Origin of the sequence: Corallincola holothuriorum (genome assembly GCF_003336225.1) — a bacterium.
Lineage (GTDB): Bacteria > Pseudomonadota > Gammaproteobacteria > Enterobacterales > Neiellaceae > Corallincola > Corallincola holothuriorum.
This window is the reverse complement of sequence record NZ_QPID01000006.1, coordinates 262,961-278,872: the sequence shown is the minus strand read 5'-3', so window position 1 is coordinate 278,872 and position 15,912 is coordinate 262,961. Positions and strand designations below refer to the sequence as shown.

Sequence of the window (15,912 nt, the reverse complement as noted above, 5' to 3'; positions counted from 1 at the left end):
TCGTTGACGTTAACGTAAACCTGTATCAAGGTGACAACTATCAGGTTTTGTGTAAAGGGAACTGAACAAGATGCAACGGGAACAGATGAGTTTCGATCTGCTGATCGTGGGCGCAGGGCCAGCGGGGCTTTCAGCAGCGATCCGAGCGAAGCAACTGCAGCCAGAAATGAATATCTGTGTGTTGGAAAAAGGCCCGGAGGTCGGTGCACATATCCTTTCTGGTGCCGTATTCGACCCGATAGCACTGCAAGAGTTGTTTCCCGGCGAACTCTGGCGGCAAGCTCCATTAGGCCTTAGCGTCAATCAAGATCAGTTACTTCGCCTCTCCCAAACAGCCAGCAAGTTGATGCCTGAATGGACTGTACCCAAAGCCTTACACAATGACGGTTGCAAGATCCTTAGTCTTGGCAAGCTCTGCCGCTGGCTAGCGGAACAAGCACAAGCATTAGGCGTCGATATCTTTCCCGGCTTCAGTGCGCATCAACTTAAATATGAAGGTGAACAAGTCGTTGGCGTGATCACCGGTGACATGGGGCGTGACAAGCAGGGAGAGCTTAAGCCCGGTGGCATGTTAGGGATGGAGATCCTTGCCCCTTATACCCTGCTGGCAGAAGGCTGCCGAGGTCACTTAGGCAAACAGGTCGTAAATAGGTTTGCGCTGGATGCAGGCAAAGATCCGCAGCATTACGCCCTTGGCTTTAAAGAAGTATGGCGCGTCAGTAAAGACAAGCACCAACCAGGGCTAACCCAACATACCTTCGGCTGGCCACTGACTGAGGGCAGTGGCCACAAAGCGAACGGCGGCGGCTTTATCTATCACGGCGAGAACCAGCAGGTATATATCGGGTTAATCGTCGACCTTAACTATCAGAATCCGCACCTGGATCCATTTGAAGAGTTTCAACAGTTTAAGCGCCACCCGATGCTCAATCATCTGCTCGCAGAGGGCGAACGTCTGAGCTACGGCGCCCGCACCATTGCAAAAGGTGGTTGGCATTCATTGCCGAAAATGAGCTTCCCTGGCGGTATGTTGATCGGCTGCGATGCGGGCACATTAGATGCTGCACGTATTAAAGGCTCCCATACTGCGATGAAGTCCGGCATGTTAGCCGCCGAAGCTATCGCAGCCGCCGCAACTAAAGGGGCTGCAACTAAAGGGGCTGCAGAGGCAACAGAGAACACAGCGACGAACCATACAATCACAGATTTCGACAGTCGGGTCGAAAACTCGTGGTTAGGCAGATCACTTTATTGCCATCGCAACAGTGTCGCTAACCTACATCGTTTTGGGCTACTGGCAGGCGGGGCGCTAAATTGGTTAGAACAAAATCTGCTGAACGGACACCTTTTTTGGCATAGCCGCGACCAAAGCCATGATCATGAACATATGCTAACCGCGGCTGATGCGCCGCCTATCAACTATCCAAAGCCCGATAAAACCATCACCTTCAGTCGTACGGCATCACTGTTTTTGTCCAATCTAAATCACGACCATGACCAGCCAAATCATCTGCAACTCACGGACGACAGTATCCCGATCAACGTAAACCTCAGCAGTTACAACGAACCAGCACAACGCTACTGCCCCGCTGGCGTATATGAAGTACAACAGATCGACGGCAAAACCAACTTTGTTATCAATAGTCAAAACTGCCTGCACTGTAAGTGCTGTGATATTAAAGACCCTTCCCAGAATATTCAGTGGGTCACCCCGGAGGGTGGATCAGGACCGCAATATACGGATATGTGACCAAAACAAGCGTATTAATCAGTTGAGTAATTTGTTGTTCTGCAACGTGCAAAATCAACTATTGTTAGAGATTAAGTAAGATCCCAACAGGATTAATAACGAGCCAATGCAGTTAGTTAATTTTAGCCCGTACAAACTAGCGCTGCTGTTGACATTCCTCGCCAGTGGGATCGCTGAATCAGCCGCCGGATCAAAGCTTAAATCTCCCGTTCAGCAAGGGATTATCCAGTTAGGCGTGCAAGACTTCCCATTCTACGCGCCATACTCGCTCTGGGAGAAAGATAGTTATCAGGGGTTTAATCGCGAGTTATTTGATCTTTTTGCGAGCTATTTAAATAAACAGATCCGCTACCAACCTTACTCAGTAAAGCGACGAACGTTGACACTGATAAGCGGCGAATCTGCGCTTATCTATCCTGATAACCCCCAATGGGCTCCAGAAGCAAAAAAGAGCAACAAAATATACTACAGTCAGCCAGTTACCAGCTATATCGACGGTGTTATGGTTGCGCCATCTCAGCAGGCTATGACACTGCCTTCACTAAAAAGATTGGGCATTCTCCTCGGATTTACTCCGGTACCGTATCAGGCGATGATCGACCGCGGTGATATTGAAATACATACCGATGCAAACATCGGTGTGTTAATAAACATGGTGATCAGTGGCGCGTTGGACGGGGTGTATTTAAATACCGCAGTGACTAAACAATACCTGCAACAAATCATAGCTAAACCTAACGCTTTGGTGGTCGCCGAGCAGTTGCCGTTGATTCGCAGTTCACGCCATTTAAGCACAGCACACTACCCCGGACTTATCGCAAGCTTTGACAAGTTCCTGAAAACTCATCAGGAAAGTGTGGACGCACTGAAACAGAAATATGGCTTGCCGCACAACAACTGAGTATGGTCGATTACAGCACAATTCTTGGTTATCAATAGACATAGGCGTCAAGCCGAATAAAATACCCTGCATTAGACTCATCTTACGTGTACCCCCATGCTTCGTTACTTTGTCCCGCTTATCATCCTCTTATGCTACGCAAAATTGGTGTGGGCTGATGAGCAATCACAACCCCTTCCAGAAGAGTTAGTCGCTGATAACACACTAAGCGCAGAACAGATCAGCAGCAGAGTGACGCTGATCGAAAGCTATTTAACGGCTGGACACTATAACCAACAGCCCCACGTTAGATTGGAAGCGATGGACAGGTTGGTACAGTTGCTTCGTACCACTGGGCGACTGAAACAAGCGGAACAATATAACTTGCAACTGCTTGGTGACTCCGTAGAGCAGAGGCAGCCCTCGTACCAGATCCGCGCCGAAAATAACCTAGGTAATATTGCGTATACCCGCAGCAACTATTTAAAAGCGATCGCGCACTTCAAGACGGCACTGTCACTGGCAGAGCAAACAGACAGCCGGCGCGCCGTCGCCCGTGCCAACCTGAATGTGGCGCGCGGGTTACGAGCGATATCCCGCTTGTCGGAAGTGCAGCCTTATGCCCAAAAAGGGCTCACATTGAGCCAGGAAGTGGGTTACCTCGATGGCGTTCTCTCTGCGAACACCCTGCTATCTCAACTGTTCGAAAAACGTGGTCAGTATGATCTTGCGTTGAGCTATATGCAGAAAAATTTAGCATTAGAAACCGAACTAAACGATGAGAGAGGGATAGCAAGTACGCTATACAACATTGGCTCACTGTACATTGACACTGGGGATTTCGAGCGAGCAGAAAGCTACTTTAACCAAGCACTTAACATTGACAAGAAATACGACAATGCCAGTGACATTGGCCACGACTACATGAAATTAGGAATACTCGCAGGCGAACGTAAACAGTGGGAACAAAGCACGCGGCTCCTTCTTCAAGCCCTTGAAAAATTCAAAAGCATCGACGCCAACAGAAACCAAGGTTGGGCACTCATCAATCTTGGCCGCAGTTACACCAGGCAAGGCCAGTATCTGCTCGCTGAAGGGGTTTTAAAACAGGGAATAGATAAAGCGACGACTGCCGAAGATAAACACTTAGTGGCACTTGGACAAAGATTTGAGGCCGAACTTGCCGGTAAATTAAAGCAGTTCGACCGCGCCCATGCCTTGGTGGATCGCGCATTGGTAAAAGCCATCGAAGAAGAAGACCTCGATGGCTTAGCCAAGCTGTATTTGTTACGCAGCGAGCTGTTCGAATTAGAAAATATGCCGTTTAAAGCATTAAAGGCCTATAAAGAGAGCGCCCTGGTAGAAAAGAAGCTTTTTGGCCAAGGAAAAAACCTGACCATAGGTCACTTGCAGGCGAGCGTGGAATCACTTAACAAAGAGCATAAAATCAGCCTGTTAGAAAAGGATCGAGCCTTACAGCAAGCCGTTGCCAAACAGCACAAGCTGGAACGAAACAGACTAATTACAGTTCAAATATTTAGCATATTAATTTTGATCGGGTTGATCCTCTATCTCTACAGCAAACGGCGGGTCGCGCAGTTAAAGAACCAGGTCATGGAAGAAGCTATCGCCCGAAAGAATAATCTGCTGGCAGAAGTTTCTCATGAACTCCGTACGCCGCTTGCTGTGCTTAAGCTACAACTTGAAGGGCTGGAATATGATCTAGTCGACGACCGCCAAGGAGCTTATCGCAAACTGCACGGAAAGATTGCTGAGCTTAACCAACTGATCCACGATATCTATCAGTTGGCTCGCGCGGATAGCGGACTACTGGAGTTGAACTTTCAAACACTTCCCGCCCTTGAGCTGTTAGAAGAAGCGGGAGACGAATTTCAGGAGCTCGGCGAAGATGCAGGATTTGATATTGAAGTTCGCTTAAATATCGATGCGCAACTGCATATTGATGTTGATGCTGTGCGCTTTAAACAAGTGCTGGTTAACCTATTGCGAAACAGTATACGTTACACCGACACACCGGGTTGTATTCGCCTCTTAGCAAGACAGCAAGCCCATGAACTGCATATCCGCGTGGAAGATTCTGCACCAGGCGTGATGAACGAGGATTTGCCAAGGCTATTTGAACGACTATTTAGAGCCGAAGGATCGCGCAGCAGGGATACCGGCGGCTCGGGTCTCGGCTTGTCCATCTGTAAAAGCTTAGTGGAGGCGCATTCTGGCACTATTGCTGCGGCAAGAAGCAAACGCGGCGGCTTACGAATAGACATACGCCTTCCAATCAGTACAGCAATGGGCTGATTGGATGCCGCCATCAAACCTTGAGATTTAAGATAGAAACCAGCATTGAGTATACGCCTCACCAGCGATACCTTGTTTATTCAATACACGACTTAACACTATTAACAACTTGAATAGGCGCGCTTTTTGCCGAACCAACCCAGTTGCCGAATCGGCCAGAGTAGATCTCTCTTGCAAGGTAGTTAATTACCGCTTTATCTTGCAACCTGTCACTTGAGGTGAATGTGTCATGAACACTTGCGACATCAGTGGGATAAAGAGTCACCAAGCCTAATTCTTCCGCTGGTGGAACCAAAAGTCCTCCATCCACCGTCGATTCACTATTGCTCAAGGTGATCTCTGGCACTTCGTAAAAAATCCCCAGTACGTCACTGGTTTTGGTAATAACAGTGAGGTTGCTTTTACCTACATTCTGCAGGTAAAGATAGATCTGATATTGGTAACGCCCCCTGTCATCTAGCCCTGTGCAGACCACCTGCCCCTGTTTCACGATCAAATCATTCGCCCATAGAGATGACGATAATGCGCATAAAACCGTTGCCAAAACTAACCCGGCACATCTGCAAAAGGTCATAAATTCACCAGTAAAGTAATTGTATTCAGCAGGTTATAGCACTTAGACTAATGAATTCTCAACGCCATATAGAGATATACTTAGGCTGCCATGATCTACAGCGACAAATGCAGGAGTTAAGCAACATAAAGCGCTCGCTAAAAAAAGCTGACATAGCGTCTAATGCCCTATAGAGAGTCCTACCACCTGCAAGCTTGCCGGCTGTGCACTGGCGATGAAATCGGTGGGGATGACAGGCGTTTGGGATGGCTCATCGAGTGACACCCTATTGATCATGCTTCGTCCTAACTTACAGGCGCCAAGCACTTCCCGCGCAAGTTTTATCTCTCGCCAGTGATCACTATGACGTAGCGTATTGATGGCCAGCCGATCCGAATCAGGCAAATGATCTGACGGGTGCAGGTCATGGCTCATCTTGGCGGCTTCCAAGCGCCATAAAAGTTCCAGATTAGCATCACGCATATAGTTAACTAGAAACTGACGACTGCTATCAGCATCCTCAACTGCCATTAGCTGGTCTCGTCGTTGGCTAACGCCATATAGGCGACTCAAATTTTGGCGAAGACCTTGTGCGGCTGCAGATATTTGGTCCGACCTTTTCAATGGCAGATGTTGCGGCAGCAACTTGATCTCCCCTCCTTCGCCGAAAACAACATCAAAACCGCTGCCAGCTCCCTTTAACATCTCCGCTAACTGATTGACCACGGCTTCGCTGGATTCTCCTCTGCCTAAATCCAGCCATGGCTCGCTATCTTGCGGCAAAGACACAGGCGTAAAAACAATGAGGTCAGCGTTGTTAGACCCGATTTCGTCACTTGACGGAAGCAGGTTCACCTTAACAAACAGCGCCAGTAACCATATTGAAATTAAGCTAAACAAGATCGGAATAGCGCACTTATTTATCCATAAGTGCGCTTTTATAACTGTGCAATGCAGCTTGCCAACGATTTGCTGCTGATAGCTTGTAGCCATATTTGCTTACCGTCCCTGGTTTGCTCGTTTACTCGATTAGTGCCAATGTTTCTTCTGCTTGGCGCCGTATTCCCGAATGCAATGTGTCATCGGACGCCATCATGTTCAGTAACATTATCAGCTCTTTGGCGTGGTCTATGGTGACCCCGGGGGCTTGCTCTACGGCAAGCTTCAAGAATGGTGATTGTTCGATAAATCTTGATGTCTCAGAACATTTACTAAAATGCTGGCTGACGTTGTGGTTTGCAACACACATGAAAAACTCCACTGAATCGATTGAAAGCGCATAACTGGTAAGCGCTTTGCTTTAGCTCAGGAGAAGTATCAAACAGAAATGTGCAGCGATTGTGGAGATTGTGCAGGTCAGAGGTGTAACCAGGGATAATTCAGTAAATACGCAGCGAATGGCCACGCACCCTGCTTTTTTGCATTGTACGCTTCGACTAGCTTGCCGCTGGTTCGTACTTATAGCCCACTGAATAAACGGAGCAGACTGGCTCAGCTGGCATATTAAGACACTTAAGCTTCTTGCGCAGGTTTCGGATATGGCTGTCTACCGTGCGATCAGATATCACGCGATAGTCTTTGTATACCAGATCCATGATCTGTTGCCGTGAATAGATACGGCCGGGCTGACTGTGTAATAAGGCCAACAAGTTAAACTCTACCGCAGTAAGCTGCTCACTGACGTCACCATAACTGGCCGTAAATCGCTCATGATCTAAAAGAAGCTGCTTTGCTGGCGCAGACTTTGGTTGAATACGTCGAAAAATCGCCTTTATTCTCATCACCAGTTCAGGTGCGCTAAACGGCTTACATACGTAGTCATCCGCACCGATCTCAAGCCCAATCAAACGGTCAACCTCTTCCGTTTTGGCCGTTACCATGATGATAGGCACTTCTGAAAAAGCTCTGATCTCTTTACAGCAGGTTAAACCATCTTTGCCTGGCAACATCAGATCCAGTAACACCAAATCGGGACGATGCTGTTGCACAAACTCCGTAACCCCAACCCCTGTAGAAAAGTGGGTAACATTAAAGCCTGCCGCCTGAATGAATTTCACCACCATTTCAGCAATGTCGGCTTCATCTTCAACAAGTAAAATTGAGGGTTCCAAAGAGATATCCGTCTACCTAGCTTAGCCATATTTGTAAGGGCTTGAACGAAACCATCAGCCCCACGCGAATGCTTTATCATCACAGCGCCGTATGCTATTGCCCGCGAACCAAGGTTGCAATCTCAACTTCATCGCCATTGAGTAAATTCAGCTGATGTTTTGTCACGGTGAAGTACTTGCTTTGAGACAGCATAGTCAACATCGCAGATTCCACCTCCATGATGCGCTGACACATCTTTCGTGTACCAGCAATGGGCCCAAAAGAGAGTGTGGGTCTACCCTCTCCTTCCGTACTGATCACGTAGTCGCCACGAAAATGATTACATCCTGAGAAACCTGATGCCGAACCACTGGTCATCAAGGTCAATTTCAGATTTGATTCTTCTGCTGTGTTAGCCAACACATCACCGTTAAGAGATAACAACGTCCAATCCCCGATAACGGCACTGATATCGACAGCTGACGCTGCAGGAGACTCGGTGGGCTCATCCACAGCAACCTCCGGCGCATCTACCGCTGCGCGTTTGCCACCCACCTTTTCAAGCAACATTTCAATCCGTGGCACGCCAAATGGCTGATACGCTTGTGTGGTTGTAAACAGCAGCTGGTCAGCCATGTATATCTGCCCACGCAAGCTATATCGTGCTTTCGGCTTTAACTTGGCCGGCTCATAACTTAATTCGAATTCGTAAGGCGGCGCCGTCGTCAAAGTTTGACTTAAGCTCGCAACAGTTTCGCTCGCGGCATCCGCTTTCGACACATCTTCAAGCGATATAACCAACTCAGCACCCGGCGGCAAAGCTATCCTTTCACGGTAGCTAGCGCTCCCCACTAACTTAGCTGCCATTGTCTCTTCCTGTTGTGCTTGCTCAGTTGGAACCGTCTGGTTCTGGCTGTCACAGCCAGTGACAATACCTGCACTCATGCCAGCAAGCATCAAGGTAGCGCCTAATCGGCAAAGGTGAAGTGTACGCATCTTAGAACTCCTATCGTTCCCATATCATCAGTATGGGAGCATAAACTTTGTTAACCATTACATTGGCATTAACGATAAACGCTAGCCTAAAAACCAAGTAAACGATCATTAATAACCAGTGAGGCACGAATTAAGCGAGCCGACCTAAATGCCTCCCCAAATAGCACCAACCAGTGCCACTGTTCCTGCGACGCCACAAAGCCACATTAAGATAGGGCGAAACCGGCCACCGTCAATATAGCCACGGCTACGCGTTCCCAGCATCAGCCCCAATACTGATATTGGTACAAAGCTAAGGCTTTGCCATAACAGCTCACTATTTAAGATCCCACCGACACTATAGCCAGCCAAACTCAACAGACAGGAACACATAAAGTACAACGACAAATTGGCGCGGATCCGGTATGGCTCACCATGTTGCATCACCAAGGCTAACGGTGGGCCACCGACCGCAGTGGTCGAACCCATCACCCCCGAAACAAGCCCCGCCCAAGCTAATCGTCCTCGGGTGGCTTCAAATTTACGCCCCCAAAACGAAATAACCACAGCCATCAGCACCGCTGTCGCCACGGATATCTGTAGCCATTGCACGTTGAGTGTCATCAATAGCCAAACGCCGATAACCGTACCCGGCACCCTGGCGACAATAGGCACCGCCATCATTCTCAGTTGAATATGGTGCCGTAACTGCCAAACATTCATGGCGCTCAGGGGCAGCGCCACCACAGTGAGCATCACGGGCACCCATTCCGGCTTGATCAACACGATAATCGGCGCCGCGACAATCGCCAGACCAAAACCCAGCGCCGATTGCAACCAGCAACCCGCCAACACCATTAAGGCCGAAATCGACCAAATCAACAGTTCACTCACAACAATCTCTAATATCCAGTTTCATGCCCGTTTGGCCTGTCTGATAAAAGCGATAAAACACACTGAACGATATCGCCCTAGAAGGTACCCGAAATGCTACGCCCATCGGCCGCGTGTGACTACGTCAACGTATTAAAAGTCATTGAATGCGAATGCTTTCTTGATCACACCCAGCAAACAAGCGTTGGCTATACTGAACGATAGCCAAGGAGGTCATGATCAAGAAACTCATTCTCCCATTAATCTTAGTGCTATTAAGCTACGGCTTTTGGGCCATGCCACAGCTAAAGGAGATCTTAGCCGGCGTCGCTATTTTCCTGTTTGGTATGTTAGCGCTAGAGGACGGCTTTAAATCTTTCACCGGCGGTGTTCTAGAGCGCCTACTCAAGCGCACCACCAATAAACTCTGGAAAAGCCTGTCATTCGGTGTACTCACAACGACCCTGATGCAGTCCAGTTCACTGGTCACCATTATTACCATCTCCTTTCTCAGTGCCGGATTACTCCCCCTCATGCAAGGCGTCGGTATTATTTTTGGCGCAAACCTGGGAACAACCACGGGCGCCTGGCTGGTCGCCGCTTTTGGCCTAAAAGTAAAAATTTCCGCTTACGCCATGCCGTTGTTAGTGTTTGGCGTGATCCTGGTGTTCCAAAAACTAAAAACCTTAAAAGGAGTGGGTTACCTGCTCGCCGGTATCGGTTTCCTGTTCCTTGGCATTCACTATATGAAAGAGGGATTCGAAACCTTTCAATCCAGTATTGTACTCTCAGATTATATGGCGGATGGCATCGCTGGCCTGCTTATTTTCACCTTATTGGGAATGGCCGCGACCGTGGTCATGCAGTCTAGCCATGCCACCCTGGTATTGATCATTACCGCACTAGCCGCCGGACAAATCACCTATTACAACGCCTTAGCGCTGGCGATCGGAGCCAACGTAGGCACCACCATCACTGCCATCATCGGCGCGTTGGGGGCGAACATCGAAGGTAAACGCCTTGCTGCGGCGCATCTGGTGTTTAACTTGGTCACGGGTATCACCGCATTGGTACTGATTGTACCGCTAGCTAACTTGGTGGATGGCATTGCCGAAACCGTCGGCATCGGCGAACAGAACTACACCCTAAAACTCGCGCTTTTCCATACGCTATTTAACGCCTTAGGTATCGCGCTGATGTTGCCATTTATCAAAGCGCTGTGTCGCGGATTGGAGCACTACCTGCGCACCGATGAACGTCGAGAAAGCGTATCGTTGCCTCTGTCCCGCCCCGATAGAAGGCGTGAACAGGTGAAGCCGCTCTATCTTAAAAAAGCCGTACTAAATAACCCTGATACGGCACTGAAATCGATGATCATGGAAACCCATCATCTATTCGATAACGTCTACGGCGTTATTGCCCGCGGCCTCATGTTGGATCGTTCCGTGGTTGAATCAGATAAAGACCTAAATTCGCAACTTGAATCTCCGATTTCTAAAGATGCATTCTGTGATATCGATGAGCTGTACCAGCGTTACATTCAACCAGTCTATAGCGAGCTGTTTACGTTCGCAGCCACGGCACAGCCGGAAATGAACAGCGCACAAAGCAAAGAACTATTTGCGATAAAAGCCACCGCGCGCGATCTAGTCAATGCAGTCAAAGATATTAAACACCTGCAAAAAAACCTGCGCCAATATCTGGTGTCAGATAATGTGCATATTCGTCAGCAATATGGCGAGATCCGCAGCCAAATTGCGTTCTTACTGCGACGACTCTACTTTATCCGCCACGATTCCCTCGCGCAGGAAGACAACGACGCCGAGCTGGTGATCAGCCAATTACGCATGACACTAGAAAAAAATGACGTCATCTCCAATGACGCACTCGACGAACTTATCCGTCACCGTGAGCTAACCCCCAGAATGACAAGCTCATTAATGAACGACAGTCATTACTGTCGGTCTATATCTAAGAACCTGATAGATACCGTTGAAGTATTGATGACAGCAGGATCTGGCGGCGAAGGCGTACTCAGCAGAGAGCTCGCCCTGGCCCCCGATGAAGTTGAAGCCCTACTGGCATCAGAGCAGTCTGAAACAGAAGCAGGAGATAATGGGTGAACAGGTCGATCGAACGTCTTGCCAGCTGGTTTAATCGGTTCCTCACCGAGGACGCCGAGCACAACAAAGAGCAGCTGGAACGAGTAAAAAAGAAGTTGAATAAGCTGAAGCGTAAATCCCATATGCTGCAACAACTGATCGACGAAACTAACGATGAACAGGAAAAAGAGACACTACAAAGCGAACTAAAGATCGCCAAAGCGATCCGCATTAAAGCCCAACAAAAGTACAAAGCCCTAAAAACTGAAATGCAGGATAAAAAGAGCAGCAAAGAGTAAAGGCATATTCAGCGGGAGTGAGCTATCGGCCTTCCTATTTTGAAGTCAATGACGCAGATGATTAATGGTTTTTTCCTTTGATCTATGTCTAGAACCAAGAGCGGCATTGAAACAGAAAAGCGGGGATTGGAAGACCTTGGTTCCGCTAAACACACAACTAACACCGCTCAATTTAACTGCCACTGTCGCTACCCAAGCTGGCGACAAAACCCTCTACCGGAAGCTGCAGAAATATCGGTTCTAATGCTTCAATAAGATCTTCGCCGAATCCCCCTGCCAACAATTCTATTTCGAATCTATTCGCCTCATGATGCCAGTTTTCAGCATACAACTGTTCACTATCAAACTCGTCAAAAAACTCATCCAGTAAATCGCCCGCATCCGCTTGCAGGTCGTCGAATAAGTCTTGCAATTTTGCGCCGCTGCCACCTTCGGCAAGCAGCGTACAGATAGATGACCACAAGCTGACTTGACTAGTTTTTACAGAAAACTGAAGTTTTACAATATCACTCATCACTTACGCTACTTACGCAAAATTAAATTGGACCGAAATACTGCCAACTGGATAAATCAGAGACAGGTAACTGACTAACAATATCAATGAGACTGACTTCCAGCGCGTCAAGATCTTCTACTTGTTTGGGGAAGATATATAAGAGCATGATAGAACCATTACTATTATTTCGACGATCGAACTGCACCCTCGCTTGATGGTTTGCAAAGGCATTGTCCCAAGCTGCTTCAAGTAACGGGTTGCATTGCTTAAGGACTCTTCGCAACTTCGTGTCTAGCGCTTTTGCAGAGCACCAACATTCATGCTCGTCATTTTCACCAACCAACGTGGGACGTTTGTCATTTAGAATCAGGCTGCGCCACCCTGTTAACTGGTCATCACTCAGAGTAAAGGTGATTTTAATCTCCCTTTCAAAATCCACACCATGCTTATCTATGTGCTGCCATAGTGTATCAAATGCAGGTTTGTGGTCAGCTATCTCACGGAAGCGAGCGAGCAGCTTATCACGTATCTGATTCATCTCTTTTATATGGGTAGGTAGCTTATTTGCAGCACTTTTTATCGGGCCAGCCAGCAGTCGCCATAGCCCCTCCTGAAATAGCTCTTCGTCACCATCATATCCCTCATATTGCGCAGTTGAAAAAGACGTATCATGAATCAGATAAAGTGCTGATAAAGCAAAATCAGAGCGCTCCAACCAAAGTGGTGTAGCTTGATGTTTCTCGGCACAGAGCATCCACGAAGAAACGCTTGATAAAAAGTGCCGCAAGACAGCCATTGCAGTTATTTGCATCGGCAGAGAAGAACCTCCGACTAAACAGGGAACCCGTCTATTCAGGTCAAACTTGTCACCCCAAAACCAGTCAAAAATCGCTAACCGCTGCGCTTTTGACTGATCTGCAAACCTGCCGTAGCGTATATCAGGTTCCGTTTTCAACAATGCATAGAAAAATGTTGCCGCTTTAACGCTCTGATCGAACTTTTTAACTTCGTCATCCTCAAGCTGCCCCAGAATAAACTCGAACGCTTCTCGACTTTGTATCGGAAAGTGATCGAAGTAGAGCCGGATTCGTTGCCCTGCCGAAAACTTGGCGAGCCCTTTGCGATTGATTTCTCCCCGCATAAAGAGTTGCTTAACGGCCTTTACTGTAGTGCGTGGCCAGCATTCAGCATAAGCGTCCTGATGCTCTTCATCCCAATGTGCCTGACGCTGTTGTTGCCACGTAGGGTCATCAATAATTTTCATCTGCAACGCCAATGCGCTGGTTTCATTCAACGTTTCGCTCATTCGTCCTCCTAGGTTTATTGGGCATCCATTCCTCATCAAGTAAAAAACTTCTAAAGCGATCCGCATTAAAGCCCAACAAAAGTACAAAGCCTTAAAAACTGAAATGCAGGATAAAAAGAGCAGCAAAGAGTAAAGGCATATTCAGCGGGAGTGAGCTATCGGCCTTCCTATTTTGAAGTCAATGACGCAGATGATTAATGGTTTTTTCCTTTGATCTATGTCTAAAACCAAGAGCGGCATTGAAACAGAAAAGCGGGGATTGGAAGACCTTTGTTCCGCTAAACACACAACTAACACCGCTCAATTTAACTGCCACTGTCGCTACCCAAGCTGGCGACAAAACCCTCGACCGGAAGCTGCAAAAATATCGGTTCTAATGCTTCAATAAGATCTTCGCCGAATCCCCCTGCCAACAATTCTATTTCGAATCTATTCGCCTCATGATGCCAGTTTTCAGCATACAACTGTTCACTATCAAACTCGTCAAAAAACTCATCCAGTAAATCACCCGCATCCGCTTGCAGTTCGTCGAATAAGTCTTGTAATTTTGCGCCGCTGCCACCTTCGGCAAGCAGCGTACAGATAGATGACCACAAGCTGACTTGACTAGTTTTTACAGAAAACTGAAGTTTTACAATATCACTCATCACTTACGCTACTTACGCAAAATTAAATTGGACCGAAATACTGCCAACTAAATAAATCAGAAACAGGTAGCTGGCTAATAATGTCAAAAACTCCCACCTCTAATGCATCAACATCTTGGATACTTTCAGGAAAAATATAAAGTAGAATTAGAGTACCGTTGATATTTTTTCTCAGTTCTAATTGAACCCAAGGTTCATCTAAATCCTCTTCATCAGCTCCTAATTCAACATTTGAGGTACCTTTACAAAACAGATCAGCCCATGCTTTATCCAAAAGTGGATCGGTTCGCTTTAGCAATCGACGTAGTTTGCTATCAATTGCTTCAGTTGAAGACCAGCGCTCATGGCGATCATCATCACCAAAGTAGGTAGGTGACTTCCCCTGAGTGATTGTGCTGCGCCACTCGATTAACTGTTCCTCACTCAGAGTAAAGGTGATTTTAAGCTTCCTCTCAAAATCCACACCATGCTTATCTATGTGCTGCCATAGGGAATCAAAAGCAGGTTTGTGGTCAGCTATCTCACGGAAGCGAACGATCAGCTTATCACGTATCTGATTCATCTCTTTTATATGGGCAGGTAGCTTATTCACAGCACTTTTTATTGGGCCAGCCAGCAGTCCCCATAAAACCCTCTGAAATCCCTCTCTGTTTTTATCATGTCCGTCATATCGCTGTATCGAAAACGCATCTTCATCAAGGCAGTCAAAAGCCGATAAGGCGTAATCCATTCGCTCCAACCAAAAGGGAGCTGGTTGGTGTTTTTCCGCGCAATCCATCCAGGAAAAAATACTCGATAAAAAATGCCGTAAAACAGTCATTGCTATTACGTCTATCGGCTGTGAAGAGCCTCCGACTAAACAGGGTACCCGTCTATTCAGGTCAAACTTGTCACCCCAAAACCAGTCAAAAATCGCTAACCGTTGCGCTTTTGACTGATCTGCAAACCTGTCATGGCGTATATCAGATTTAATTTTCAACAATGCATAGAAAAACGTACCTGCTTTCTCATGTGCATTAAAATTGGCAATTTCATCACCTTCAAGTTGACCCAGAATAAATATAAACGCTTCTCGACTTTGAACTGGGAATAATTGGAAATAGAGAGCGACCCTTTGTCCTGCTGAAAACTTAGCGAGCCCTTTGCGATTGATTTCTCCGCGCATAAAGAGTTGCTTAACGGCCTTTACTGTAGTGCGTGGCCAGCATTCAGCATAAGCATCCTGATGCTCTTCATCCCAATGTGCCTGACGCTGTTGTTGCCACGTAGGGTCATCAATAATTTTCATCTGCAACGCCAATGCGCTGGTTTCATTCAACGTTTCGCTCATTCGTCCTCCTAGGTTTATTGGGCATCCATTCCTCATCAAGTAAAAAAACTCCTAAAGCGATCCGTATTAAAGCCCAACAAAAGTACAAAGCCTTAAAAACTGAAATGCAGGATAAAAAGAGCAGCAAAGAGTAAAGGCATATTCAGCGGGAGTGAGCTATCGGCCTTCCTATTTTGAAGTCAATGACGCAGCTGATTAATGGTTTTTTCCTTTGATCTATGTCTAAACCAAGAGCAGCATTGAAACAGAAAAGCGGGGATTGGAAGACCTTGGTTCCGCTAAACACACAACTAA

Annotated in this window: 15 protein-coding genes; 5 read left to right on the top strand and 10 right to left on the bottom strand. The window is 47.3% G+C overall.

The annotated features are described in order from the left end of the window. Positions 1 to 70: 70 nt before the first annotated feature. The 3 genes from DU002_RS11830 (at position 71) to DU002_RS11820 (ending at position 4,946) form a co-directional block, all read left to right on the top strand. A complete protein-coding gene (locus tag DU002_RS11830) occupies positions 71 to 1,750 on the top strand; it encodes an electron transfer flavoprotein-ubiquinone oxidoreductase (RefSeq protein ID WP_114338594.1) in 1,680 nt (559 codons plus the stop codon). A 106-nt stretch (positions 1,751 to 1,856) separates the two neighbouring features. Further along, positions 1,857 to 2,651 (top strand): substrate-binding periplasmic protein, encoded by a 795-nt coding sequence (locus DU002_RS11825; protein ID WP_114338593.1) that lies wholly within the window; start codon positions 1,857 to 1,859, stop codon positions 2,649 to 2,651. 96 nt (positions 2,652 to 2,747) lie between these two features. Beyond that, positions 2,748 to 4,946, top strand: a complete 2,199-nt coding sequence (locus tag DU002_RS11820; protein ID WP_114338592.1) for a tetratricopeptide repeat protein — start codon at positions 2,748 to 2,750, stop codon at positions 4,944 to 4,946. Between the two features lie 76 nt (positions 4,947 to 5,022). Here DU002_RS11820 and DU002_RS11815 read toward each other — a convergent pair whose 3' ends face one another. From DU002_RS11815 to DU002_RS11790, 6 genes are all read right to left on the bottom strand, one after another. Then, complete coding sequence (locus tag DU002_RS11815; protein WP_114338591.1) at positions 5,023 to 5,442, bottom strand: hypothetical protein; 420 nt, start codon at positions 5,440 to 5,442, stop codon at positions 5,023 to 5,025. A 237-nt stretch (positions 5,443 to 5,679) separates the two neighbouring features. Further along, positions 5,680 to 6,492: a hypothetical protein gene (locus DU002_RS11810; protein ID WP_114338590.1), complete on the bottom strand. Its 813-nt coding sequence runs from the start codon at positions 6,490 to 6,492 to the stop codon at positions 5,680 to 5,682. Positions 6,493 to 6,520: 28 nt separating this feature from the next. Continuing rightward, positions 6,521 to 6,748, bottom strand: coding sequence for a hypothetical protein (locus tag DU002_RS11805; RefSeq protein ID WP_114338589.1), 228 nt, complete (start codon positions 6,746 to 6,748; stop codon positions 6,521 to 6,523). A 187-nt stretch (positions 6,749 to 6,935) separates the two neighbouring features. Further along, positions 6,936 to 7,610 (bottom strand): response regulator, encoded by a 675-nt coding sequence (locus tag DU002_RS11800; RefSeq protein ID WP_199405225.1) that lies wholly within the window; start codon positions 7,608 to 7,610, stop codon positions 6,936 to 6,938. 94 nt (positions 7,611 to 7,704) lie between these two features. Continuing rightward, a complete protein-coding gene (locus tag DU002_RS11795; protein ID WP_114338587.1) occupies positions 7,705 to 8,586 on the bottom strand; it encodes a YbaY family lipoprotein in 882 nt (293 codons plus the stop codon). A gap of 144 nt (positions 8,587 to 8,730) precedes the next feature. After that, positions 8,731 to 9,459: a sulfite exporter TauE/SafE family protein gene (locus DU002_RS11790; RefSeq protein ID WP_199405224.1), complete on the bottom strand. Its 729-nt coding sequence runs from the start codon at positions 9,457 to 9,459 to the stop codon at positions 8,731 to 8,733. A 215-nt stretch (positions 9,460 to 9,674) separates the two neighbouring features. On the opposite strand from DU002_RS11790, the gene DU002_RS11785 reads away from it, so the two are divergent. Continuing rightward, positions 9,675 to 11,561, top strand: a complete 1,887-nt coding sequence (locus tag DU002_RS11785) for a Na/Pi cotransporter family protein (protein WP_114338586.1) — start codon at positions 9,675 to 9,677, stop codon at positions 11,559 to 11,561. Next, a complete protein-coding gene (locus DU002_RS11780; RefSeq protein ID WP_114338585.1) occupies positions 11,558 to 11,839 on the top strand; it encodes a hypothetical protein in 282 nt (93 codons plus the stop codon). Before DU002_RS11785 ends, DU002_RS11780 begins: the two co-directional genes overlap by 4 nt. Before the next feature lie 172 nt (positions 11,840 to 12,011). Here the strand turns inward: DU002_RS11780 and DU002_RS11775 are convergent, their stop codons facing one another. The 4 genes from DU002_RS11775 to DU002_RS11760 form a co-directional block, all read right to left on the bottom strand. Beyond that, positions 12,012 to 12,353, bottom strand: coding sequence for a hypothetical protein (locus DU002_RS11775; protein WP_114338584.1), 342 nt, complete (start codon positions 12,351 to 12,353; stop codon positions 12,012 to 12,014). Between the two features lie 22 nt (positions 12,354 to 12,375). Beyond that, the gene (locus DU002_RS11770) at positions 12,376 to 13,641 is read right to left on the bottom strand and encodes a hypothetical protein (RefSeq protein ID WP_114338583.1); all 1,266 of its coding nucleotides are present in this window, start codon (positions 13,639 to 13,641) and stop codon (positions 12,376 to 12,378) included. A gap of 305 nt (positions 13,642 to 13,946) precedes the next feature. Beyond that, a complete protein-coding gene (locus DU002_RS11765) occupies positions 13,947 to 14,288 on the bottom strand; it encodes a hypothetical protein (protein ID WP_114338582.1) in 342 nt (113 codons plus the stop codon). Positions 14,289 to 14,310: 22 nt separating this feature from the next. Continuing rightward, positions 14,311 to 15,618 (bottom strand): hypothetical protein, encoded by a 1,308-nt coding sequence (locus DU002_RS11760; protein ID WP_114338581.1) that lies wholly within the window; start codon positions 15,616 to 15,618, stop codon positions 14,311 to 14,313. Between the last annotated feature and the right edge of the window lie 294 nt (positions 15,619 to 15,912).

What these genes read in the sequence shown, in the direction of transcription:
- DU002_RS11805 (WP_114338589.1), bottom strand. Translation starts at nt 6,748, where the DNA reads ATGTGTGTTGCAAACCACAACGTCAGCCAGCATTTTAGTAAATGTTCT.
- DU002_RS11830 (WP_114338594.1), top strand. Translation starts at nt 71, where the DNA reads ATGCAACGGGAACAGATGAGTTTCGATCTGCTGATCGTGGGCGCAGGG.
- DU002_RS11765 (WP_114338582.1), bottom strand. Translation starts at nt 14,288, where the DNA reads ATGAGTGATATTGTAAAACTTCAGTTTTCTGTAAAAACTAGTCAAGTC.
- DU002_RS11785 (WP_114338586.1), top strand. Translation starts at nt 9,675, where the DNA reads ATGATCAAGAAACTCATTCTCCCATTAATCTTAGTGCTATTAAGCTAC.
- DU002_RS11770 (WP_114338583.1), bottom strand. Translation starts at nt 13,641, where the DNA reads ATGAGCGAAACGTTGAATGAAACCAGCGCATTGGCGTTGCAGATGAAA.
- DU002_RS11810 (WP_114338590.1), bottom strand. Translation starts at nt 6,492, where the DNA reads ATGGCTACAAGCTATCAGCAGCAAATCGTTGGCAAGCTGCATTGCACA.
- DU002_RS11775 (WP_114338584.1), bottom strand. Translation starts at nt 12,353, where the DNA reads ATGAGTGATATTGTAAAACTTCAGTTTTCTGTAAAAACTAGTCAAGTC.
- DU002_RS11820 (WP_114338592.1), top strand. Translation starts at nt 2,748, where the DNA reads ATGCTTCGTTACTTTGTCCCGCTTATCATCCTCTTATGCTACGCAAAA.
- DU002_RS11760 (WP_114338581.1), bottom strand. Translation starts at nt 15,618, where the DNA reads ATGAGCGAAACGTTGAATGAAACCAGCGCATTGGCGTTGCAGATGAAA.
- DU002_RS11795 (WP_114338587.1), bottom strand. Translation starts at nt 8,586, where the DNA reads ATGCGTACACTTCACCTTTGCCGATTAGGCGCTACCTTGATGCTTGCT.
- DU002_RS11825 (WP_114338593.1), top strand. Translation starts at nt 1,857, where the DNA reads ATGCAGTTAGTTAATTTTAGCCCGTACAAACTAGCGCTGCTGTTGACA.